Below are 20,572 nucleotides of genomic sequence, written 5' to 3' on the forward strand. Positions count from 1 at the left end.
GGTCCAAGGACAGACACTACGTTCCGCGTCGACACCAGCATTTCCACAGCACGAAGCCGCCCGTCGGACGGGCTCACAGTCAGGATGGAACACACATGACAGTTCGTCCCCGCCACACGGCACTCCTCGCCGTCGTCGCAGCAGCCGCCTCCCTCGCCGTCGCCGCCTGTTCTCCCCCGTCCGACAGCGGCTCCGGCAGCTCGGGCGGCGGCGCCGACAAGGCCAAGACCGCCACCTCGGCCAAGGACCTCGGGGGCATGGACGCCCTGGTCGCCGCGGCGAAGAAGGAAGGCACCCTCAACGTGATCGCGCTGCCCCCGGACTGGGCGAACTACGGCGCCATCATCAGCGCGTTCGGCACCAAGTACGGCATCAAGGTCACCAGCGCCCAGCCCGACGCGAGCAGCGCCGACGAGATCTCGGCTGCCTCCCGGCTCAAGGGGCAGGCCAGCGCCCCCGACGTGTTCGACCTCGGTGCCGCGGTCGCGTCCGCCAACACCGCGATGTTCGCTCCCTACAAGGTCGAGAAGTTCGACTCGGTCCCCGCAGACCTCAAGGACGCGAACGGCACGTGGGTCAACGACTACGGCGGCTACATGTCCGTCGGCTACGACTCCTCCAAGGTCCCCACCCCCACGGCGTTCGCCGACCTGCTCAAGCCCGCCTTCAAGGGCAAGGTGGCCCTGAACGGCGACCCGACCAAGGCCGGCGCTGCCTTCGCCGGGGTGCAGATGGCCTCCATCGCCAGCGGTGGCACCGCGGGTGACGTCGCCAAGGGCGTCGACTTCTTCAAGCAGCTCAAGGCCGCCGGCAACTTCATCCCGGTCGACCCGACGCCTGCGACGATCGCCTCCGGCCAGACCCCGGTCGTCATCGACTGGGACTACCTGAACGCCGCGCAGACCGCCAAGGTCCCGACCTGGAAGGTCTACGTCCCCGACAACGCGGTCGTGGCCGGCTACTACGTGCAGGCCATCAACAAGGACGCCCCGCACCCGGCGGCCGCTCGCCTGTGGCAGGAGTTCCTCTACTCCGACGAGGGCCAGAACCTGTGGCTCAAGGGCGGCGCCCGCCCGGTCCGGTTCGACGACATGAAGAAGGCCGGCACGCTCGACGCGACGGCCGCTGCAGCGCTGCCCGCCGTGAGCGGCACGCCCGTCGTCCCGAGCCCGGCCGACTCCGACACCGCCAAGGCCTACCTCACCAAGGAATGGGCCAACGCCATTGGCTGACGGCCAGGGGGCTGGCGGCCAGGGGGCTGGCGGCCAGGGGGCTGACACCCCGGCAGCTGGCGTTCGACGCGTCAGGGCGCTCGGTGGCCTCCGGCCGTCGGGCGCCCTGCTGGGCGTCGTCCCGTTCTTCGCCTACGTCATGGTCTTCCTCGTCATCCCCGCGCTGGTCGTGGTGATCGGGGCGTTCATCAGCGGTGGCCGCCCCACCTTGGGCAACCTCCGCGCCCTGGGCGAACCGGCCGTCACCTCCGCCCTGTGGCACTCGGTGGTGCTCTCCGCCGTGACCGCCCTGGCCGGTGCCGTGCTCGGCGCGATCCTCGCGTATGCCGTGTCGACTGCCTCCCCGACCGGCGTGCTCAAGCGCTTCGTCACCTCGCTGTGCGGCGTCCTGGCGCAGTTCGGCGGGGTCGCCCTCGCCTTCGCGTTCCTGGCGACCTTCTCGGCCCAGGGCTTCCTCACCAGGGTCCTCGGCACCAGCGGTGGGCTCTGGTTGTACGAGTGGGACAAGGGCCTGATGCTCGTCTACCTGTACTTCCAGGTGCCCCTCATGCTCATCGTCTTCCTGCCCGCGGTCGAGGGACTGCGCCCCCAGTGGCGGGAGGCGACCGAGACCCTCGGTGGCAGCACCTTCCTCTACTGGCGCAAGGTCGCCGGCCCGATCCTCATGCCGTCCTTCATCGGCGCACTGCTGCTGCTGTTCACCAACGCGTTCTCGGCCTACGCCACCGCGGCCGCGCTCGTCTCGCAGGGCGCGCCCCTGCTGCCGCTCCAGATCGGAGGCACCTTCACCTCCGAGGTCGTGCTGGGCCAGGAGGGCGTGGGGAAGGCAATGGCGCTCGAGATGGTCGTCGTGGTCGCCGTCGTCATGACCGCGTATGCCGTGCTGGACCGGCGCGCGTCGAAGTGGTTGGTCCGGTGAGCGGGCAGCGCGCCGCGATGCGGCGCCGCCAGAACGTCTTCCGCTGGGTCGTCGTCACCCTGACGCTGGTCTTCTTCGGCCTGCCGTTGCTCGCCATGCTCGAGTTCACCACCCGCGACGTGACCGGCAAGCGCAGCGCGGCGACGTGGTCGCAGCTGTTCGACCTGGGCGCGATCGCGACTCGTTATCCCGACCTGAAGGCCGGCTTCATCGCGTCGATGGGGCTGGCCGTGCTCACCGTCGTGATCATGCTGCTGCTGCTGGTGCCGACGATGACGTGGGTGCGCCTTCGCCTTCCGGGGCTCAGCCGCACGGTCGAGTTCCTCTGCCTGCTGCCCCTCACGGTCCCCGCCATCGTGCTGGTCGTCGGGCTCACCCCCGTGTACGCCTGGGTCACCTACTTCCTCGGCGGCAACGCGATCTGGCTGGCCTTCGCCTATGTCGTGCTGGTGCTTCCCTACGCCTATCGCGCGCTGGACGCGGGCCTGCGGGCCATCGACGTCCGCACCCTCAGCGAGGCGGCCCGCTCGCTGGGGGCGAGCTGGACCACGGTCATCCTGCGCGTGATCCTGCCCAACCTGCGCACGGCCGTCCTGTCCGCGTCGTTCCTCGCCGTGGCCCTGACGCTCGGGGAGTTCACCATCGCGAACCTGTTCAGCCGCACCAACCTCCAGGTGGCCATGTACCTCATCGGCAAGTCGGACTCGCAGATCTCCGTCGCCGTCGGGTTGGCCTCGCTCGTGTTCGCCTTCGTCATCCTGTTCGCGATGTCCTTCGTCGGCGGCGCCCGTAGCGCGACCTCACCGCTGGCCCGACTGCGGCGCCCCCGCAAGGAGCTCTCATGACCGCCGCCCCCACGACAGCCGACCAGACCGCCGCCAGTGGCCCGCGAGGGGTGGCGGTCGAGCTGACCGGCCTGGGCCGCAGCTACGGCCCGATCCAGGCGCTCGACGACTTCACCCTGCGACTGGCCCCGGGCGAGCTGGTCGCCCTGCTGGGGCCCTCGGGGTGCGGCAAGACCACGGCGCTGCGCTGCCTCGCGGGGCTGGAGGACCCCGACGCAGGTCGGATCGAGGTCGACGGCAAGGACCTGACCCGGGTGCCCACCAACAAGCGCGACCTCGGCATGGTGTTCCAGGCCTACAGCCTGTTCCCGCACATGACGGCGCGACAGAACGTCGAGTTCGGCCTGCAGCTGCGCCGCCAGTCCGGGCAGCAGCGGCGCGCCCGCGCCGCCGAGATGCTCGAGCTCGTCGGGCTGTCCACGCAGGCCGACCGGTTCGCCCACCAGATGTCCGGGGGCCAGCAGCAGCGCGTCGCCCTGGCCCGGGCTCTGGCGATCGAGCCGCAGGTGCTGCTCCTCGACGAGCCGCTGTCCGCGCTCGATGCCAAGGTCCGCGTGCAGCTGCGCGACGAGATCCGTCGCATCCAGCTCGAGGTGGGCACCACCACCCTGTTCGTCACCCATGACCAGGAGGAGGCACTGGCCGTCGCCGACCGGGTCGGCGTCATGCGCAGCGGCCGCCTCGAACAGATCGCTGCTCCCGAGGAGCTCTACTCGCGGCCGGTCAACGACTTCGTGGCCGACTTCGTCGGGGTCACCAACCGGCTTGCGGGAGAAGCCGATGCGAAGGCAGCGACCGTCCTCGGCCACTCGGTGCCCCTGCTCGACGGCTCGGCGGGCTCGGGACCCGTGACGGTGCTGGTGCGGCCCGAGCACCTGGTGGTCCAGGCAGACCCGAGCGGTGCCCACACCGTGACGAGCGTGAGCTTCCTGGGGGCGCACGGCCGGGTCGTCGTTGCCCTCGCCGACGGCAGTCGGGCCATCGTCCAAGTGCCCAGCAGCTCCGTGGGCGGATACTCCCCCGGCGCGCGGGTGACCGTTCGTCCCACCGGCGAACCGGCCCTGGCCGTGTCGGCGCAGGACTGAGTCGGCGCAGGACTGAGTCGGCGTCCTCGGCGGTGCAGGGGGGACGTTCCCGACGATCGCGACCGTCCGCTCCGTCGCCGTCGCCGCCCGGTCGCGGCGTCGGTAGTCTTCGGGAGTGAGCGAGCAGAGCAGCCCGTCCGTGGGCATCCCCGACCTGGCCGACCCGGCGACCGACCCGTTCGAGGTGGCCAGGGCCGCCGCCGCGGTGATCGCCGAGCGCAGCGGCACCGACCGCCACGACGTCGCGCTCGTCCTCGGCTCGGGGTGGGGCCAGACCGGTGACCGCATCGGCGAGACCCTGGCGACGATCGACAACGCCGACGTCCCGGGTTTCGCGAAGGCCGCGGTGGCGGGGCACAGCGGCACGATGCGCTCCGTGGCGATCGCCGACACCGGCCGCAGGGCGCTCGTCTACGGCACGCGCACCCACTTCTACGAGGGCAAGGGCGTCCGCGCCGTCGTGCACGCCGTCCGCACCGCCGCAGCAGCCGGCTGCAGGACCATCGTGCTGACCAACGGCTGCGGCGGGATCAACCCCGCGTGGCGGCCCGGCACCCCCGTGCTGATCAGCGACCACCTCAACCTCACGGCGACGTCCCCCATCGAGGGCGCCAACTTCGTCGACCTCACCGACCTCTACTCCCCGAGGCTGCGCGCGCTCGCACGGGCGGTCGACCCCGGGCTCGACGAGGGCGTCTACGTGCAGTTCCGGGGCCCCCACTACGAGACCCCGGCCGAGGTGCAGATGGCCAAGGTGCTCGGCGGCGACCTGGTCGGCATGTCGACCACGCTGGAGGCCATCGCAGCCCGCCAGTCCGGCCTCGAGGTCCTCGGCATCTCGCTCGTCACCAACCTCGCCGCCGGGATCAGCGACCAGCCGCTGTCCCACGAGGAGGTCATGGAAGCCGGCCAGGCTGCCGCCGAACGGTGCGGAAAGCTCCTCGCCGCCGTCGTCGCGACCATCTGAGAAGGAGCCACGCCATGACGTATGCCGCGCGGCACGGCCGCGGAGCCGACTCACCTGCCAGCCCCGAGGCCAGGGCCCGCGAGCACGCCCAGGAGCTGGTCGACGCCGCCCAGGCCTGGGTGGACGACGACCCCGACCACGAGACCCGGGTGGAGCTCGGCGAGCTGCTCGCCCACGCCAAGACCGGCGACCAGGACGCCCTCGACGACCTCGCCGACCGGTTCTCCGGCATGCTCGAGTTCGGGACCGCAGGGCTCCGCGGCGCCCTCGGCGCCGGCCCCAACCGGATGAACCGCTCGGTGGTCATCCGCGCGGCAGCCGGCCTCACGGCATACCTCACGGCGAGCAAGCCGGAACCGTTCGTGGTGGTGGGCTTCGACGCCCGACGCAACTCCGACGTGTTCGCCCGTGACACCGCGGCCGTCGTGCTGGGAGCGGGTGGGCGCGCCGCGATCCTGCCCTCACCACTGCCGACCCCTGTGCTGGCGTACGCGATCCGCTACCTCGGCGCCGATGCCGGCGTGATGGTGACCGCGAGCCACAACCCGCCCGAGGACAACGGCTACAAGGTCTACCTGGGGGACGGGTCGCAGATCGTGCCGCCGTCTGACGCCGGCATCGCGACCCAGATCGCGCGGGTCGTCGCCGTCGCTGACGTCCCCCTCGCCGATGACGGCTGGGAGACGCTGGGTGACGACGTGCTCGAGGCCTACCTCGACGACGTCGTCACCGTCGTGGCTGCCGACACCCCTCGCGACGTCACGGTGGTCCACACGGCCCTGCACGGCGTTGGTTCGGCAACTGTCGCGAAGGCTTTCGTCCGGGCCGGGTATGCCGCGCCGATCCCCGTCGAGAGCCAGGCCCAGCCCGACCCGGCGTTCCCGACCGTGCACTTCCCCAACCCCGAGGAGCCGGGGGCGATGGACGCGGCGCTCGAGCTCGCCGAGCAGACCGGACCCGACGTGGTCATCGCCAACGACCCCGATGCCGACCGGTGCGCCGTCGCGGTGCCCGGCCCCGGTGGCTGGCGGATGCTGCGCGGCGACGAGGTGGGTGCGCTGCTCGGCGCGCACATCCTCGCGCGGGGCGTCGCCGACGGTGACGTCTTCGCCAACTCGATAGTGTCGTCGCGGCTGCTCGCAGCGATGGCCAAGGCAGCCGGGGTGCGGCACGAGGAGACCCTGACCGGCTTCAAGTGGATCTCGCGCGTCGAGGGACTGCGGTACGGCTACGAGGAAGCCCTCGGCTACTGCGTCGACCCACGGCACGTGCGTGACAAGGACGGGGTGAGCGCCGCCCTGGTCGTGGCCGAGATGACGGCGACCCTCAAGGCCGAGGGGCGTTCGCTGACCGACCTGCTCGACGACCTCGCGGTGGCGCACGGGGTCCACGCCACCGACTCCTTCTCGGTGCGGGTCGCCGACCTGTCCCTCATCGGCACCGTCATGACCCGGTTGCGCGAGAACCCGCCAGCCCACGTCGCGGGCACCGCGGTCTCGCGCGCCGACGACCTGGCCGAGGGCAGCGAGGAACTGCCGCCCACCGACGGGTTGCGCTACTACCTCGCCGACGACTCCCGGATCATCGTGCGCCCGTCAGGCACCGAGCCGAAGCTGAAGGTCTACCTCGAGGTCATCGAGCCGGTGTCCTCCGACCTCAAGGCGGCCCGCAACGTCGCCGCGGACAGGCTGGCCGGCATCCGCGCGGCCATGGAGGACCTCACCCGGGTCTGACCAGGCGAGCTCGCTGGCGTGACCACCACCCCACTACTTCCGCCAGAACCGCTTCCGGGTCTGCCCGGGGTCCGTCTCCGGGTCGCCGGGAGGCTGGGTCGCGGAGTCCGGCCTGTCCTCGAAGTCCCGGGCTTCGCCCCTGACGGCGATCAGCTGCAGGCTGAGGAAGTAGCCGGACTGCTGGTCTCCGGTGACGGCTTCGAACTCGACGTGGCCGTCCTCGACGAGGAAGTTGAAGACGTCCAGACCGTCCAGGCGCAGCTCGGTGATCCAGACCGCCTCGAGGAAGCTGGCCACCTGACGTTCAGGCGTGCCGGGCCGGAACCGGACCATGGCGATGAGCAGGCGCTCGGGATCCTCCGTCGCCTCCACCTCGACCTGGGCAAACATGACACTCGACACCAGCCGACGGCGCAGCGTGGACGCGGCGTCGGCGGTCAGGGCACCGGAGGCCGGCGGGAGGTTGACCGTCATCGCTGCCCTGAGCTGCACGAACTCGACGCGGTCCACGCGGGTGAGACTGCCCCACATGGGACGATTCGGCAACGTGGCGCGGTGTCGCGCACCTGCACGACGCCGGAGTGCACCGTCATTCGGGTCAGCCCCCGTAGGGTGCGGGGCAGGCGTCCCGACAGATCAGCTGCGGCTCGCGACGATCCGCTCGGGAGGGATCACCGATGAAGGTTCTCGTGGTCGAGGACGACGTGGACATCCAGGACCTCGTGGTCGCCCTGCTGAGCCGGGTCGGCTACGACGTCGTCGTCGAGGACAACGGCGACACCGGGCTGGGCGCCGCACTGTCCCAGCAGCTCGACCTGGTGATCCTGGACTGGATGATGCCGGGGCTGAGCGGGCTGGAGGTGTGCCGGGCCATCCGGGCGGACCCACGAGGCAAGGACGTCCCCGTCCTGATGCTCACCGCCAAGGCCCAGGAGGACGACATCGGCCAGGCCTTCACCGCAGGAGCTGATGACTACATGGTCAAGCCGTTTCGCGGCCGCGAGCTGGTCAGTCGGGTCCAGTCCCTGACGGCCAAGGGCGCCAGCCGCGGGTAGCGGCCCGTGGCGGGAGTGGCCCAGCGTCCGCTCGGCATGCCGGCTCGTCGACGACGTCAGCCATCCGGTCGGCGGCTGTGGCGTGGCGGGTGGTGAGCCAGTGGTCGTAGGCGCCGACGGTCAGGTGCCAGACAACTCGCCCGTTGACCAGTTCCGCGTGGTAGCCCTTGCGGTGCACGATCGTGTGGTGCCGCCCGCACAACAACGCGGCGTTGCCCAGGTCGGTGGCGCCACCATCGGCCCAGTGGTGCAGGTGGTGGCACATGCGTCCGCAAAGTATGCGGACATTCTCGCAGGTCAGGGGCGTGTCTCGAGAAACTCGTCGCCGTCTCGCAGGGGGATGTAGCCGGGCGGACAACTGGCGCGGCGTGGTTCGCGCCGAGGCAGGAGACCGTCCTGCTTGATCCAGATGTTCACTCCAAGGTCGAGCATCAGTGCGTCCACCATCGGGAAGACCGAGTGCCCTGCGACGTGCGTGTTGTAGTCGCCCCGGCGCTTCTTGTTGCGCTCGGGCTTCCCACACGTTGGGTCGTGGGGCTCGGGATCGTCGGTGAAGCCCCAGATTCGTGCCGTGGCTCTGCCGGTGAAGCGCGGGACATCACCCAGCAGAGGACTCCGGCTCCAAGGCCCTTGCTCGTGGACCGCCGCAACAACCACAAACCCGTGCAGGACACAGTTCCGGGCGTAGGCGACCCCGGAGTACTTCGGCTCCTCGATCTTGTCCATCGCGTCAGCCAGTGCCGTGATCCACACCAGCGTCTCGCTGAGGGGCGCGTAGAAGGACTCGATGTCGTTGTGCCAGGCCACCCCGTGGAGTCGGTCGAGGGCGTCGAGTGCGGCGCTGCGCATCAGGTCATGCGATGTCACCCGTCGATGATGACCCGTCGAGCGCCGCACGCGGCCACGACTCGCCAAGGGGTGGGGGGTGAGATCATGCGGGCGAAGGCCAGCGAACCCCCGGTCAAGCGTTTCCGTGCGGCCGCAGGTTGTGGCAGACGCAACCCTCACGTAGTGGTTGAGGGTTCCGGCCCGGCGCGGATCGCGGCATGAGCGTGCGACAGAATCAGCCCGTGGACATCGAGTCGGAGCACGAGCGCTGGACTGCTGGAGAGCACGACGGTGGCTACATCAGGGCGCGTCTGCGTCTAGTTTCGACACAGGAGGGTGGGCGCCAGACTCCGATTGCCTCGGGGTACCGGTCACACTGGGCCTTTCCGCCGGAGGTCCATCGCGACTCGCATGACGCGCCGCTGACCATCGAGTCCGGCCCTGGCCGATGGATGGCTCCCGGCGAGGAGACCGTGGTTCGACTGCATCCCTTGGCGCCGGCGTACTGGCCTCGCATCGCGTCTGGGCTGCGCCTCACGATGCTTGAAGGCTCGCGCGTGGTCGGCCACGCCGAGGTGCTCGAGGTGGTTCCCCCTGCGACGTGACGGGCCGCGCGCCACATCGGCAGGATCGCGCTCTACCCGCGGCAGAAGCGGACGTCTGAGGGTCAGGGCTTGTCACGCTCGGCGGCGATAGCCTTGCGCGCAAGTTCCTTCTGGCATCGTGACCAGCTTTCTGGGTTCTGGTCATAGTCACTGCATCGCGCGAGCCAGGCCTCATAGCGCACGACCACCTCGAGATCATCGAACATGTACCGGCGTAATCCGTCGACATCGCGGGTCGATAGGTCGAGGCCGTGCAGGTATTGCAGGCCATTGCTGACCATCAGGTCCGACGCAGGTCCGGGGGCGAGATGCCCCTCCACCCAAGGGACTGACCAGTCATGCACGCTCTCCCTGCTGCGTGCACCTGCGATCACCTCGCGCCAGGCTTGATTAACCTCGGATCGGTCCGGCCAGCCGTCTGCCATGGCCGTCATCATGCCCGACTAATCGCACGCACATCGGCATGAGAGCGCGTTTCCGGCGATAGTGCTTGCCCCTGACAGGCGTGTCGGCCCACGCCTCCCGGAGCCGGACGGCAGCATGATCGCCATGGACTGGTCGACGCTCGCACCGACCGCCCTCGGCGGCGTTCTTGCCCTCGGGGGCGGCTTCCTCGGGCAGTGGTGGGGCGAGCGCCGCGGTAGCCCGGGAAGGCCGAGACCGTGAACACGAGCAGGCCGTCTGGGCAAGGCAGCAACGACGGGATGCGTATGCGGAGTTCTCCTCAGCATTCCATCGGGACTACGACACGGTCGTGGCCATGAATGTGGCAGGAGACGAGCCAGACTTCGAGTTCTTCTCCTCGCTGTACAACACGCTCTCAAGGGTCAAGGTCTTTGGTTCGGTTGAGGCAGACGCCATAGCCGAGGAGATGTTCGAGAACCTGATGTCGTACAGCGGGACGAGTGCCGAGATGCCCACACGTCGGGTGCAGGAGTCCCTCGATCGGTTCATCAGGCAGGCTCGTGATGACCTCGGAGTACCTGACTAGCCGAGTAGCCTGAGTGCTCGAATGGGCAGCCGCTGTCGATCAGACCTTGCCGTTCTGGTTAGGCCTCGTCGCTGATCCGTGCGACGGCGCTCGGATATAGAAACCCGAAACCGAACCCGCCGACAGCCCGGACGACGGTGATGTCGTTACGGAAGCCCACCGACGGGTCAGCGTCGGGTAACCCGGTGCTGACGCGGACATGAAACGCGCCAGCACCGGGCCCTAGCCCCACCACCTGTGCTCGACCCACGGATGGGCCGGGCCTCCCGACCCCTTGAAGGTCGGAAGCCTTGTCGAGTCCTTACGCGGCGTCCACGGTGAGCGAACGGGCCGCGCTGACTGGTGCCGGGATGACGGCGGCCAGTCGGGCGATGACGCGCAGCTGCGCCCCGTCGCGGCTCCACGCCTGGTCGGACTGGGTGTTGAGTTCGGCGCGGAAGTCCTGCCGGACCACGCCGTAGCAGCGGGTCGTGTCGGCCACGATGCCGTTGCCCGCCGCGAGGCTGGGCACGACCACAGCGCGCAGCCCGGCGATCGTCAGGTCGGCCCCGGTGTTGACCGGTCCTCCCGCCGTCTCGCGGGACATCTCCTCGGCCCACATGCTCGGCGTGACGAACACCGTGTTGGGGTCGCCCCCGGATCCCATGATCTCGGCGGCGGCGGCGATCACCGCAGCGCGCAGAGTCGAGCCCGCGACGTTCGACAGGGCGGCATACACGCCGTCCGGCTCCTCCGAGGCGGCACCGCCGTACAGGCACCCGGTGTCCACGGCGGGGCCCATGGAGCCCTTGATCGCGTCCCCGATGCCGGCCGCGAGGTCGAACGTGTTGTCCGCCAGCGACTCGTTCGACAGCAGGATGTTGCCGGCCATCTTGGCTGGCGCGACCACCGACGAGGAGTCCCCGGGCGTGACCTCGGGGATGACGCCGAGTTCGGCCACCCAGTCGAACCCGGAGGGGTCCACAGTGGGGAACGTGGCGGAGTTGCCGCCGATATCGCGGCGGGTGAGCGAATCGAAGAACCGAGCCCCGGAAAGGCCGCGATTCAAGATAGGAGCGAACACCTCTGTAGGGAAGGCGTTGCCGCTGAAAGAGGTTGTACTGATAGGCATTTCGAGCCACCTGTGCAGACGAAGCTTTCGTCTGCACGCGGCTCGACGCTCGCGGCCTGACCGGGCGGCTCAGATCAGCACGGCCCTGCGCTCATTCTGCCCGTTAACGAGACAGCCGGTCCACTTCACGCGCCAGATCACGCGCCCGTTGCTGCACCTCGGCCCGAAGACCGGGCTCGGTGGGCAGGAAGTCGGCCACGGCGCTGATGCCGCCCACGACGGACACGGCTGCCACCTCCACCAGGGCGCGCCGGTACCTGTCGCGCTGCTGGCGGTACCGCTCGTCCCGGGCAGCCATCAGCCCTGATCGCTGTCGTCGCTGGCGAACTGGACCCCGAGGCCGACGAAGGCCCGCTCGTCGGGGTCGAGCAGCGCGGCCATGACGCCGCTCATGACCGCGTCCCACGGCAGCCCGGCGGCTCGTGCGACTTGGTCCACGAGGAGGACGGCGAGCGCGAGCAGCGTCTCGCCGGATCGGGCTTTCGGGATGGCACTCATGGCCGTGGCCGTCCCAGCCCGGTCGCCTCGCTGGTACGTCACAACCGCTGCGCAGGCTGCCGACAGGTCCGCCATGCGGGCCTCCACCGTGGGGTTGTCCGTGTTCGTCATGCAGTTCTCCTCGTCGTGTGTCGGTGCGTTGCGTGGTGTCTGCGGATCGCGGCCTGTCGCGGGCCGCTGGCGTTGTGCTCGGTCGTCGCGATGCCCTCGTACTGGCACATCGCGCGCAGGTCCGGCAGAGCGGTCGGACGCAGGAGAAACCCCTGTCGCTTGCGGCACCAGAACGCGGGGAACCCGTGGGCCCGTAGCCAGCCGTAGCCCTCTGGTCGGTCCATGACCAGCAGGGCATATCGGGTCCGAGCCGTGGCGTAGACGTGCACGTCGCCAGTCACGCGCCCGGCCCCGCCGACCACGAATACTCTGCGGTCTCTTCTTCCTGTTCTTCTAGGCGTAGTTCCGTAGTAGAGGTGACCCCGTCCCGAACCTGACCGACCCGTACCGGGTCACGCGGATGGTCACGTGGGGTGTCACGCCGTGACACCGGTGATTACGACTCCTCGTCCGATAGCCCGGCAGCCTTCCTGCGCCTGCGTCGCTGGCGCGTGGCGTCGTTCCGGCGTCTGGCTCGGATCACCTCGGGCTCGGGCTGGTGCTCCATGAGGGCCATGACGGTGTAGCCACCGACGGCAGTGCGCCAGAAGCCCGTGGCGAGCAGCTCGGAGACGGCCCGGTTCACGTCCTTGGACTCGCCGAACCGGCGCACGTCGCGGTCGGTGATGAAGCCCCCGTTCTCGCGGCGCATGACCCAGCACAGCGCCTCCACGTGAGTCCGGAAGGCGGCGTCGCTCAGGTCCACCGAGGCGCACATGTCAGGGAACTCGTCAGGAATCTTCGCCCACGTCATCAGGAGCGCCCATCGGTCACGGCCCCGAAGGGGTCGCGCCGCCCGTCACCCAGCGGGGTCGCCCGTCGCGCGGCTTCGTCGCGGCGACGGTCCATGTCGAGCAGCGGTCGCGCCCACGCGAGCAGCGCGGCGTAGTAGTCGGCGTCCGTGGGGTCGAGTAGCGTTGCGCCTGCTACGTCCTCTTGTGAGTTCTGGGGCCGCCTGTCCGGGGCGGCCCTTCTCGTGTCCGGGCTCATGCCAGGGCTGCCTCGTCGTCGCGCAGCAGTGCCACGAGACGGTCCAGCGCTGCACCGTCCTGCACCGTCGGCGGAAGACCCTGCGCCGCGCGGGACGCGATGCAGCGGCGACGAATTTCGTCATCCGTCAGGCCATCGGCCGGCCCGCCTGGGCGGTCGTGTGGGTGCACGGCACCGCTCATGACCGCATCTCTCCCCGCAGCAGCGCCTCGATGCCGTGCACTGGCACCAGCACGCGACGGCCGATCCGGACCACCGGCAGCCGCGACTGGCGGATCAGGTGGTCGAGCGTCGTGAGTCCCAGCCCCAGCATGGCGGCGGCCTCGCGACGATCCACGGCTCGTGGTGTTGTCCCCTGTGTCATACGAGTTCCCTTTCCGGGCATGACAAAGCGCCCGGCCCCACGGGGAGACAGGCGCTCGATGGATGGTGATGTCGGCCCGGCCAGAGCGGACGCGGGCAAAGAAAAAGCCCCGACCGGCGATGCCGTCAGGGCTTGGGTTGCAGGGTCACTCCCCGCATGGTGCGGCGAGCGTAACCACCGGATCCGTCACGTGGCAACCTGCTCACGCACGTCCAGACTCGGGTTGAACCCCCCGCACAACGCGGCCAGCGTAGCAACGTGGTGCCTCACGTGGCAACGCGTGAGGGCGTGAGTGGAAACCGTTGGTACGTCAGTGGATGTGAGCCAGACGGCACACGACGACTGCACGCGCCTTGGCCCCCGCCATCGTCTCGTCACTCGACCTCGGCCTGCGTGGGTCCGGGCCCGGTCCGGGTCCTCGCGTACCCGGTATGCGAGGACCCGGACCGGGCCCGCGCACGGGGTCGAGCAGGACCACCCCGAGTGGCCGCGCCCCGGGCAAGGTCGCGGCCAGTGCCAGCGCAGCCGCCCTCCAGCGCCCAGCCCAGTGGCAGGCGTTTGCCGTGTCGTGGTGGTCGGCGCACAGCGCGTGCGGGTCATCGTCGGGCAGGGGCCGCGCGTCGCCCGGCAGGCACCAGTGGTGCCGTCCCAGCGCGTGGGCGTCGTCCCTGTCGTGGTCGTGCCAGCACTGCCGCCACAGGTCGTAGTAGCGGTCGTGGCGTCGTATCGGGCAGGCCACCGCACAGCAGCGCATACAGCCCGCCAGCGGGGCGCGCAGCGGGTCTGAGGAGTCCGGGCCGGAGAGGCCGCTGCCAGCGCGCCACAGTGGCTCCTGCCGCGTCATGCGCGCCAGTCGAGACTCACCCGGTCAGGGTCGAAGGTCTGCCAGTTGCCTTCGGCGTCCTTCCATCGCGCGCGACCCGGCACACCGCGAGCGATGGCGACCCCGGCGACCATCGCGCGCAACATGGCCCGTTGTTTCTCGAGCAGGTCGGCGCGCTGCGCCGCGCGCCACTGTCGATCCCATGCCGTGACTCCGCCGGACACCAGCGCCAGCGACTCCGCGCCGTCGCGTCGTGCCAGGTCGCGCCGCGCGGACTCCAGTCGTGCCGTCAGCGGCTCGCGTGCGGCCATCCACTCCGCCCGGCTGATCCGGCCATGGCCGAAGTCTTCGCTCAAAGACGACAAGTCCGTCTCCAGCGCGGACACAAGCGCCACGGCTTCGTCCACGTCACCACTGCCCACGCGCAGCCGCTCCGTCACCTCACCGGACTCGACCGCAGCCCGCACCAGCCTGACCACGTACGCCTCCAGAGCTTCGGCCTTGACGCTGACCCCGCCGCAGCCCTTGCCGACCGGCGCAGCGGTGCAGGCGTACTCACGCTTTCCGTCGCGCGTCGGGCGGCCACGCATCGGCGTCTGGCACACCCCGCACACAGCCAGTCCGCCGGACAGCAGGTAGGTACGACCAGAGGCCTTGCGCGCCCGCGCAGGGTCGGTCAGGGTCCGGCGCAGCCGCTCGACCTGCTGGCGCGTCAGGATGCCCTTCCACTCGGCCTTGGCGACGAACTCGCCGCCCCGCCACAGGGATCCCTGCTGGTTGTCGTTCGTCCGTCCCGGCGTGTGCTCGCGCCACCCGGCGACCCGGGCACTCACCAGCACCCCGCGCAGCGTGCTCCGCGACCACTGCCCTCCGCGCAGGCTGGGGATGCCGCGCGCGTTGAAGTCCTTCACCACCGACAGCAAAGCCTCACCGGCCAGCACCCGGYGCGCCGCCTCGCGGATGGCCGCCGCCTCCTCCGGCACCACCTCGAGCGTGTGCGTGCCGTCGTCGTTGCGCCGCCCTGCGTAGCCATAGGTCCGCAGCGCACCGTGCACCTTCCCTTGCTCAGCGCGTTGAAGCATCGCCCGCCGCACCCGCTCGGCCTTCTGTTGCGACTCGCCTCGCGCTACCGCGCCGAGGATGCGTGCAATGGTTTGCCCGGCCGCAGTGGACAGGTCCCACTCGCCGGCCTTCACGGTGACGACCTTGGTGCGGGTCGCCTCCTGCAAGTCGATCCAGTCCTCCAGTTCGCGCACCGACCGGTGCAGCCGGTCCGGGTGCCACGCCACCACCACGTCCACCTCGCCCGCCTTGATGGCGTTCACCAGCCGCGCGTACGCCGGGCGCACCTTCCCGCTGTAGGCGCTGATGTCGTTGTCGGTGAAGGTGTCGTGAGGGTCGTCGCTCGCCAGCGTCCAGCCCTCGCGCTCGACCAGTGCCAGACAGTCCTCGCGTTGGCGCGTGACACCCGCCTCCGTGCCGCGCCGGTCGTCGCTGATCCGGCAGTAGATCGCCGCTCGCTTCTGTGCCATGTCTCCCTGCTCCTCTCGGTGGTTCAATCAAACCACTTTCAGAGGGTATGTGCTGCCCGTCGCACCACGACGCCGGGACCGAACAGTCCGGGAACGTGCACCCATCGTCCCGCAACCACAACGCCCGCAGCTGCGCTGAGGTGAACAGCCGGAACCGGCGGCCCAGGTCAAGGACCTGACCGTCCTTGCCCAGCACCACCGGCACGATCCCGGCGTCGCACGCGATCCGCCGGGCGGTCTCGGGGGCGAGCAGCGCCCCGGCCTCCCCGGAGGCGAACACGGTCGCGGCGTTGGTCCGGGCGACGAGGTCGTCGAGGGTCACCGTCACGAACAGCTCGGCCTTCGGGGTCGTGGCCACCCCGCCCGCGGACGCCACGCCACGCCGTACCACCTCCAGCAACGCCTCCAGCCGCCGCTGCCCCGACGGGCGCCGGTCCGGCTCACCCTGCGCGGGGCGGGGCGCGGACAGCCCCTGAACCGCCGCCTCGATGACCGCCTTGGCCTCGGCGTCCACGACCATCGTGTACTCGAACAACCCGGTCCCGTCGGCGAACGGCTGCGACAACGACCGCGCCTCGCACGCCCGGTCCTGCTCGGCCTGGAGCTCTCCGAGCGCCCCATACCTGGCGACCAGGCGCTCCCGGAGCCCGCGCACGTCCTTCGGGCGGCCCCACGACGCGACGTCGACCAGCCCGGCCAGCACCGGCCCCTCCGCACCGTCGGCCAGGCGGGGCGCCAACCGGTCGAACTCCTCCACCACCACCGCCGCGGTCACCAGCGGCACCCGCGCCTCGCGGACGGCCGCTGTCACCGCGGCATACCGGTCATCCGCGGCGGCCTCGGCCAACCGCACCACCCGCGCGGACCCGCCCGCCCGCAGCGACGGGCAGTGGTCCAGCAGCCACGCGTGCGCACCCCCGCGACCCGCCCCGGCCTCACCCCGGTCCACCGCCTCGGCCAGCAGCTGCACCCGCGCCGCGTCGACCCGCACGGCCAGCTCGTCCAACGCACCCATCAGCGACCCGAGGTCGGCACCGCCTGCCGCCCACCAGGACTCGTCCACCCCGGTCAACGCGGCACACGCCGCCAGCACCGCCACGCGACGCTCCTCGAACGACATCCCCCCGGACATGCAACCAACCTACAGACAGGGTCTGACAACCCATACGCACGAAAACTGTTGCACCGCAACGAGATACGGCATCGTCACGGCACCCTCTGTCCACATCCGAAGCCCGCCGTCCGCACCGTCCACAGGAAACACCGAGGCGCGTCACAGGGCGTCGCCACCTCGGGGGCCTGCCCCAGGCACTGACACCACGACTCGGGCGCCACCCACACCGCGACCGTCACGCGGGGCTCCGGCCCTGCTGACTGACAGTCGCAGCCACCCGTCAGCCGCGCAACCTCGAGACTGACCACATGCTGGGACACCGATAGGATTACTCGGTGAGCACCCCCACAGCTGCGGCCCCCTCCGTCGACGCGACGGCCAGGGCGCGCGATCTCCTCGGCGTCTCCCGCCTGACCAACGCAGCCCTCACCAGCTGGCTGCACGGACTCCCGGGGGTCGACCAGGTGGGGTGCGAGGCACGTGCTGCAGGTCTGGGCACCCGCTCGATCAAGACGACCTCGAAGGCGTGGGCCATCGACCTCGCGGTGTCGATGATCGACCTCACGACGCTGGAGGGCGCCGACACCCCGGGCAAGGTGCGCGGCCTGTGCGCGAAGGCGATCACGCCCGATCCCACCGACCCGTCGACGCCTCGGCCCGCGGCCATCTGCGTCTACGGCGACATGGTCCCCACCGCCAAGGAGGCCCTCGGGCAGAGCGGCGTGAAGGTGGCCTCGGTTGCCACGGCCTTCCCGAGCGGCCGGGCGCTCATGCCGGTCAAGCTGGCCGACACCCGCGACGCCGTGGCCGCCGGAGCCGACGAGATCGACATGGTCATCGACCGGGGCGCGTTCCTGTCCGGCGACTACCTCACGGTCTTCCGCGAGATCGCCGAGGTGGCCGAGGCCTGCGTCCGCACCGACGGCAGCCGCGCCCGGCTCAAGGTCATCATGGAGACCGGCGAGCTGGTCACCTACGACAACGTGCGGCGGGCGTCCTGGCTCTCGATGCTGGCCGGCGGCGACTTCATCAAGACCTCCACCGGCAAGGTCTCCCCCGCGGCCACCCTCCCGGTCACGTTGATCATGCTCGAGGCCGTCCGCGACTGGCGCGACCTGACCGGCGAGATGGTGGGCGTGAAGCCGGCCGGCGGCATCCGCACCAGCAAGGACGCGCTCAAGTTCCTCGTCACGGTCAGCGAGATCGCCGGCGACGACTGGCTCGACCCACACTGGTTCCGGTTCGGCGCCTCCAGCCTCCTCAACGACCTCCTCCTGCAACGCCAGCGGATGGCGATCGGCGCCTACTCCGGCGCCGACTACGTCACCGACGACTCCCCCAGCCTCTACTGACACCTGCGAATTCGAGGAACCTGAAGCCATGGCCAAGTTCGAGTACGCACCGGCGCCGGAGTCCCGCGCCGTCGTCGACATCAAGCCCTCCTACGGGTTGTTCATCAACGGTGAGTTCACCGAGTCGCAGGGTGGTTCCGCCTTCAAGACCATCAGCCCCGCCACCGAGGAGGTCCTCGCCGAGGTCACCTCGGCGAGCGACGCCGACGTCGACCGCGCGGTCGCCGCCGCCCGTCGTGCCTACAACGGTGTCTGGGGCCGGATGTCCGGCGCCGACCGCGGCAAGTACCTCTTCCGCATCGCCCGCATCCTGCAGGAGCGGGCCCGCGAGTTCGCCGTCCTGGAGAGCCTCGACAACGGCAAGCCGATCAAGGAGAGCCGCGACGTCGACGTGCCCCTGGCTGCGGCGCACTTCTTCTACCACGCGGGCTGGGCCGACAAGCTCGACTACGCCGGCCTCGGCACCAACCCGCGGCCGCACGGCGTCGTGGGCCAGGTGATCCCCTGGAACTTCCCGATCCTCATGCTGGCCTGGAAGATCGCGCCCGCCCTGGCCACCGGCAACACCGTCGTCCTCAAGCCGGCCGAGACCACGCCGCTGACCGCGCTCCTCTTCGCCGAGGTCGTCCAGCAGGCCGACCTGCCGCCGGGTGTCGTCAACATCATCACGGGTGCCGGCGCCACAGGGCAGGCCATCGTCGACCACCCCGACATCGACAAGCTGGCCTTCACCGGCTCCACCGGCGTCGGCAAGATGATCGCCCGCTCGATCGCCGGCACCCGCAAGAAGGCCACCCTCGAGCTGGGCGGCAAGGCGGCCAACATCGTCTTCGACGACGCCCCGCTCGACCAGGCCGTCGAGGGCATCGTCAACGGCATCTTCTTCAACCAGGGTCACGTCTGCTGCGCCGGGTCTCGTCTGCTGGTCCAGGAGAACATCGCGGCCGACGTCGAGAAGCGGCTCAAGCGCCGCCTCGAGACGCTGCGCGTCGGCGACCCGCTCGACAAGAACACCGACGTGGGCGCGATCAACTCCAAGGCCCAGCTGCAGCGGATCGTCGACCTCACCGCCGCCGGCGAGGCCGAGGGCGCCGAGCGCTGGGACAACGGCTGCGAGCTGCCGAGCAAGGGGTTCTGGTTCCGCCCGACGGTCTTCACGGGGGTCAGCCAGACCCACCGCATCGCGCAGGAGGAGATCTTCGGACCGGTGCTGTCCGTCCTGACCTTCCGCACCCCGCACGAGGCGGTCGCCAAGGCCAACAACACCCCCTACGGCCTGTCCGCAGGCATCTGGACCGAGAAGGGCTCGCGCATCCTCTGGATGGCCGACCAGCTCCGGRCCGGCGTCGTCTGGGCCAACACCTTCAACAAGTTCGACCCGACCAGCCCCTTCGGTGGCTACAAGGAGTCCGGCTACGGGCGGGAGGGTGGCCGCCACGGCCTCTCCGCCTACGTCACGACGGGAGACAGCAAGTGAGCCCCACGGCCGAGGCACGCGTCGACGTGCGCAAGACCTACAAGCTCTACATCGGCGGCAAGTTCCCGCGCTCGGAGTCGGGTCGTTCCTACGAGGTCGTGGACGGCCGCGGCAGGTTCCTCGCCAACGCCGCCCAGGGCTCGCGCAAGGACGCCCGTGACGCGGTCGTCGCCGCACGCGGAGCGTTCGCGGGCTGGGCCGGCGCCACGGCATACAACCGGGGCCAGGTGCTCTACCGCGTCGCCGAGGTGATGGAGGGCCGCAGGGCCCAGTTCGTCGCCGAGGTGCGCGCCAGCGAAGGCGTCGCCGAACGTCGTGCCGAGACGATCGTCTCGCAGGCCATCGACCGCTGGGTCTGGTATGCCGGGTGGACCGACAAGCTCGCGCAGGTCCTCGGCGGGCTCAACCCGGTCGCGGGGCCGTACTTCGACATCTCCGCTCCGGAGCCCACCGGCGTCGTCGCCGTGCTGGCGCCGCAGCGCTCCTCGTTGCTCGGGCTGGTGTCCGTGCTGGCCCCGGTGATCTGCTCCGGCAACACAGCGGTCGTCCTCACCAGCGAGCTGCGTCCCCTGCCGGCCATCACGCTGTCCGAGGCGCTCGCCACCTCCGACGTCCCGGGTGGGGTCATCAACCTCATCACCGGGCGCACGGCCGAGGTGGCGCCGTGGCTCGCGTCGCACCGTGACGTCAACGCCATCGACCTCACCGGCGCCGCCGATGCCGAGGGCGTGAGCTGGGGCGACCTCGAGTTGGCCTCGGCCGAGAACCTCAAGCGGGTCGTGCGCCCGGCGGGCGAGGGGTCGGAGGCAGTCGAGCCGGACTGGTCGCGCACCCCCGACCTGTGGCGGATCACGGCGTTCCTCGAGACCAAGACGGTCTGGCACCCCAAGGGTCGCTGACC

At 70.3% G+C, this 20,572-nt stretch carries 27 protein-coding genes; 13 read left to right on the forward strand and 14 right to left on the reverse strand.

Translation table 11 applies throughout. From position 1 onward, the window contains the following. The first annotated feature begins 95 nt into the window (after positions 1 to 95). The 6 genes from AC1DX8_RS04910 (at position 96) to AC1DX8_RS04935 (ending at position 6,781) form a co-directional block, all read left to right on the forward strand. Positions 96 to 1,232, forward strand: a complete 1,137-nt coding sequence (locus tag AC1DX8_RS04910; RefSeq protein WP_477628794.1) for an ABC transporter substrate-binding protein — start codon at positions 96 to 98, stop codon at positions 1,230 to 1,232. After that, a complete protein-coding gene (locus AC1DX8_RS04915) occupies positions 1,225 to 2,151 on the forward strand; it encodes an ABC transporter permease (protein WP_477628795.1) in 927 nt (308 codons plus the stop codon). Before AC1DX8_RS04910 ends, AC1DX8_RS04915 begins: the two co-directional genes overlap by 8 nt. After that, positions 2,148 to 2,996: an ABC transporter permease gene (locus AC1DX8_RS04920; RefSeq protein ID WP_477628796.1), complete on the forward strand. Its 849-nt coding sequence runs from the start codon at positions 2,148 to 2,150 to the stop codon at positions 2,994 to 2,996. Before AC1DX8_RS04915 ends, AC1DX8_RS04920 begins: the two co-directional genes overlap by 4 nt. Continuing rightward, positions 2,993 to 4,081 carry an ABC transporter ATP-binding protein gene (locus tag AC1DX8_RS04925; RefSeq protein ID WP_477628797.1) on the forward strand — a complete coding sequence of 363 codons (1,089 nt, stop codon included), beginning with the start codon at positions 2,993 to 2,995 and terminating at the stop codon, positions 4,079 to 4,081. Before AC1DX8_RS04920 ends, AC1DX8_RS04925 begins: the two co-directional genes overlap by 4 nt. A gap of 115 nt (positions 4,082 to 4,196) precedes the next feature. Next, positions 4,197 to 5,048 (forward strand): purine-nucleoside phosphorylase, encoded by an 852-nt coding sequence (locus AC1DX8_RS04930; protein ID WP_477628798.1) that lies wholly within the window; start codon positions 4,197 to 4,199, stop codon positions 5,046 to 5,048. Positions 5,049 to 5,062: 14 nt separating this feature from the next. Continuing rightward, complete coding sequence (locus AC1DX8_RS04935; protein WP_477628799.1) at positions 5,063 to 6,781, forward strand: phospho-sugar mutase; 1,719 nt, start codon at positions 5,063 to 5,065, stop codon at positions 6,779 to 6,781. A gap of 33 nt (positions 6,782 to 6,814) precedes the next feature. Here the strand turns inward: AC1DX8_RS04935 and AC1DX8_RS04940 are convergent, their stop codons facing one another. Next, entirely contained in the window at positions 6,815 to 7,291 is a 477-nt protein-coding gene (locus AC1DX8_RS04940; protein ID WP_477628800.1) for a hypothetical protein, read from the reverse strand. 167 nt (positions 7,292 to 7,458) lie between these two features. Between AC1DX8_RS04940 and AC1DX8_RS04945 the strand changes: the two genes are divergently transcribed. Then, entirely contained in the window at positions 7,459 to 7,836 is a 378-nt protein-coding gene (locus tag AC1DX8_RS04945; protein WP_477628801.1) for a response regulator transcription factor, read from the forward strand. Here AC1DX8_RS04945 and AC1DX8_RS04950 read toward each other — a convergent pair. Together AC1DX8_RS04950 and AC1DX8_RS04955 are read right to left on the reverse strand one after the other, a co-directional pair. Further along, a complete protein-coding gene (locus AC1DX8_RS04950) occupies positions 7,790 to 8,101 on the reverse strand; it encodes an HNH endonuclease (RefSeq protein WP_477628802.1) in 312 nt (103 codons plus the stop codon). The two genes, AC1DX8_RS04945 and AC1DX8_RS04950, sit on opposite strands and share 47 nt — an antisense overlap. 32 nt (positions 8,102 to 8,133) lie before the next feature. Beyond that, positions 8,134 to 8,703, reverse strand: coding sequence for a hypothetical protein (locus AC1DX8_RS04955; protein ID WP_477628803.1), 570 nt, complete (start codon positions 8,701 to 8,703; stop codon positions 8,134 to 8,136). Between the two features lie 203 nt (positions 8,704 to 8,906). Between AC1DX8_RS04955 and AC1DX8_RS04960 the strand changes: the two genes are divergently transcribed. Beyond that, the gene (locus tag AC1DX8_RS04960; protein ID WP_477628804.1) at positions 8,907 to 9,269 is read left to right on the forward strand and encodes a hypothetical protein; all 363 of its coding nucleotides are present in this window, start codon (positions 8,907 to 8,909) and stop codon (positions 9,267 to 9,269) included. A 62-nt stretch (positions 9,270 to 9,331) separates the two neighbouring features. Here the strand turns inward: AC1DX8_RS04960 and AC1DX8_RS04965 are convergent, their stop codons facing one another. After that, on the reverse strand, positions 9,332 to 9,694 hold the full coding sequence (locus AC1DX8_RS04965) for a hypothetical protein (protein ID WP_477628805.1): 363 nt from the start codon (positions 9,692 to 9,694) through the stop codon (positions 9,332 to 9,334). Between the two features lie 329 nt (positions 9,695 to 10,023). Between AC1DX8_RS04965 and AC1DX8_RS04970 the strand changes: the two genes are divergently transcribed. Further along, entirely contained in the window at positions 10,024 to 10,260 is a 237-nt protein-coding gene (locus tag AC1DX8_RS04970; RefSeq protein WP_477628806.1) for a hypothetical protein, read from the forward strand. A gap of 301 nt (positions 10,261 to 10,561) precedes the next feature. On the opposite strand, the gene AC1DX8_RS04975 is transcribed toward AC1DX8_RS04970, so the two are convergent. From AC1DX8_RS04975 to AC1DX8_RS05020, 10 genes are all read right to left on the reverse strand, one after another. Beyond that, positions 10,562 to 11,371 carry a phage major capsid family protein gene (locus AC1DX8_RS04975; RefSeq protein WP_477628807.1) on the reverse strand — a complete coding sequence of 270 codons (810 nt, stop codon included), beginning with the start codon at positions 11,369 to 11,371 and terminating at the stop codon, positions 10,562 to 10,564. A 103-nt stretch (positions 11,372 to 11,474) separates the two neighbouring features. Next, positions 11,475 to 11,669: a hypothetical protein gene (locus AC1DX8_RS04980; RefSeq protein WP_477628808.1), complete on the reverse strand. Its 195-nt coding sequence runs from the start codon at positions 11,667 to 11,669 to the stop codon at positions 11,475 to 11,477. Beyond that, complete coding sequence (locus tag AC1DX8_RS04985) at positions 11,669 to 11,980, reverse strand: hypothetical protein (protein WP_477628809.1); 312 nt, start codon at positions 11,978 to 11,980, stop codon at positions 11,669 to 11,671. The genes AC1DX8_RS04980 and AC1DX8_RS04985 overlap by 1 nt, the downstream gene beginning before the upstream one ends. Continuing rightward, positions 11,977 to 12,261, reverse strand: coding sequence for a hypothetical protein (locus AC1DX8_RS04990; RefSeq protein WP_477628810.1), 285 nt, complete (start codon positions 12,259 to 12,261; stop codon positions 11,977 to 11,979). Before AC1DX8_RS04990 ends, AC1DX8_RS04985 begins: the two co-directional genes overlap by 4 nt. Positions 12,262 to 12,416: 155 nt before the next feature. Continuing rightward, on the reverse strand, positions 12,417 to 12,773 hold the full coding sequence (locus tag AC1DX8_RS04995; RefSeq protein ID WP_477628811.1) for a hypothetical protein: 357 nt from the start codon (positions 12,771 to 12,773) through the stop codon (positions 12,417 to 12,419). Further along, positions 12,773 to 13,009: a hypothetical protein gene (locus AC1DX8_RS05000; protein ID WP_477628812.1), complete on the reverse strand. Its 237-nt coding sequence runs from the start codon at positions 13,007 to 13,009 to the stop codon at positions 12,773 to 12,775. The genes AC1DX8_RS04995 and AC1DX8_RS05000 overlap by 1 nt, the downstream gene beginning before the upstream one ends. Then, entirely contained in the window at positions 13,006 to 13,191 is a 186-nt protein-coding gene (locus tag AC1DX8_RS05005) for a hypothetical protein (protein ID WP_477628813.1), read from the reverse strand. Before AC1DX8_RS05005 ends, AC1DX8_RS05000 begins: the two co-directional genes overlap by 4 nt. Next, a complete protein-coding gene (locus AC1DX8_RS05010) occupies positions 13,188 to 13,346 on the reverse strand; it encodes a helix-turn-helix domain-containing protein (protein WP_477628814.1) in 159 nt (52 codons plus the stop codon). The genes AC1DX8_RS05005 and AC1DX8_RS05010 overlap by 4 nt, the downstream gene beginning before the upstream one ends. Before the next feature lie 337 nt (positions 13,347 to 13,683). Then, positions 13,684 to 14,217, reverse strand: a complete 534-nt coding sequence (locus AC1DX8_RS05015; protein ID WP_477628815.1) for a hypothetical protein — start codon at positions 14,215 to 14,217, stop codon at positions 13,684 to 13,686. Further along, positions 14,214 to 15,728 carry a recombinase family protein gene (locus AC1DX8_RS05020; protein WP_477628816.1) on the reverse strand — a complete coding sequence of 505 codons (1,515 nt, stop codon included), beginning with the start codon at positions 15,726 to 15,728 and terminating at the stop codon, positions 14,214 to 14,216. The genes AC1DX8_RS05015 and AC1DX8_RS05020 overlap by 4 nt, the downstream gene beginning before the upstream one ends. Before the next feature lie 185 nt (positions 15,729 to 15,913). On the opposite strand from AC1DX8_RS05020, the gene AC1DX8_RS05025 reads away from it, so the two are divergent. From AC1DX8_RS05025 to AC1DX8_RS05040, 4 genes are all read left to right on the forward strand, one after another. Continuing rightward, positions 15,914 to 16,204, forward strand: coding sequence for a hypothetical protein (locus tag AC1DX8_RS05025; RefSeq protein ID WP_477628817.1), 291 nt, complete (start codon positions 15,914 to 15,916; stop codon positions 16,202 to 16,204). Positions 16,205 to 17,177: 973 nt separating this feature from the next. Continuing rightward, the gene (deoC, locus tag AC1DX8_RS05030) at positions 17,178 to 18,194 is read left to right on the forward strand and encodes a deoxyribose-phosphate aldolase (RefSeq protein WP_477628818.1); all 1,017 of its coding nucleotides are present in this window, start codon (positions 17,178 to 17,180) and stop codon (positions 18,192 to 18,194) included. 28 nt (positions 18,195 to 18,222) lie between these two features. Further along, on the forward strand, positions 18,223 to 19,671 hold the full coding sequence (locus AC1DX8_RS05035) for an aldehyde dehydrogenase family protein (protein ID WP_477628819.1): 1,449 nt from the start codon (positions 18,223 to 18,225) through the stop codon (positions 19,669 to 19,671). Continuing rightward, positions 19,668 to 20,570, forward strand: coding sequence for an aldehyde dehydrogenase family protein (locus AC1DX8_RS05040; RefSeq protein ID WP_477628820.1), 903 nt, complete (start codon positions 19,668 to 19,670; stop codon positions 20,568 to 20,570). The genes AC1DX8_RS05035 and AC1DX8_RS05040 overlap by 4 nt, the downstream gene beginning before the upstream one ends. Positions 20,571 to 20,572 lie beyond the last annotated feature (2 nt).

The organism is Pedococcus sp. P2_A3 (assembly GCF_056405035.1).

Excerpts from the sequence above, each read along its gene's own strand:
- AC1DX8_RS04985 (WP_477628809.1), bottom strand. The coding sequence starts at position 11,980 with ATGACGAACACGGACAACCCCACGGTGGAGGCCCGCATGGCGGACCTG.
- AC1DX8_RS05000 (WP_477628812.1), bottom strand. The coding sequence starts at position 13,009 with ATGAGCCCGGACACGAGAAGGGCCGCCCCGGACAGGCGGCCCCAGAAC.
- AC1DX8_RS04950 (WP_477628802.1), bottom strand. The coding sequence starts at position 8,101 with ATGTGCCACCACCTGCACCACTGGGCCGATGGTGGCGCCACCGACCTG.
- AC1DX8_RS05015 (WP_477628815.1), bottom strand. The coding sequence starts at position 14,217 with ATGACGCGGCAGGAGCCACTGTGGCGCGCTGGCAGCGGCCTCTCCGGC.
- AC1DX8_RS04910 (WP_477628794.1), top strand. The coding sequence starts at position 96 with ATGACAGTTCGTCCCCGCCACACGGCACTCCTCGCCGTCGTCGCAGCA.
- AC1DX8_RS04980 (WP_477628808.1), bottom strand. The coding sequence starts at position 11,669 with ATGGCTGCCCGGGACGAGCGGTACCGCCAGCAGCGCGACAGGTACCGG.
- AC1DX8_RS05005 (WP_477628813.1), bottom strand. The coding sequence starts at position 13,191 with ATGAGCGGTGCCGTGCACCCACACGACCGCCCAGGCGGGCCGGCCGAT.
- AC1DX8_RS04975 (WP_477628807.1), bottom strand. The coding sequence starts at position 11,371 with ATGCCTATCAGTACAACCTCTTTCAGCGGCAACGCCTTCCCTACAGAG.
- AC1DX8_RS04925 (WP_477628797.1), top strand. The coding sequence starts at position 2,993 with ATGACCGCCGCCCCCACGACAGCCGACCAGACCGCCGCCAGTGGCCCG.
- AC1DX8_RS04935 (WP_477628799.1), top strand. The coding sequence starts at position 5,063 with ATGACGTATGCCGCGCGGCACGGCCGCGGAGCCGACTCACCTGCCAGC.
- AC1DX8_RS04945 (WP_477628801.1), top strand. The coding sequence starts at position 7,459 with ATGAAGGTTCTCGTGGTCGAGGACGACGTGGACATCCAGGACCTCGTG.
- AC1DX8_RS04965 (WP_477628805.1), bottom strand. The coding sequence starts at position 9,694 with ATGGCAGACGGCTGGCCGGACCGATCCGAGGTTAATCAAGCCTGGCGC.
- AC1DX8_RS04995 (WP_477628811.1), bottom strand. The coding sequence starts at position 12,773 with ATGACGTGGGCGAAGATTCCTGACGAGTTCCCTGACATGTGCGCCTCG.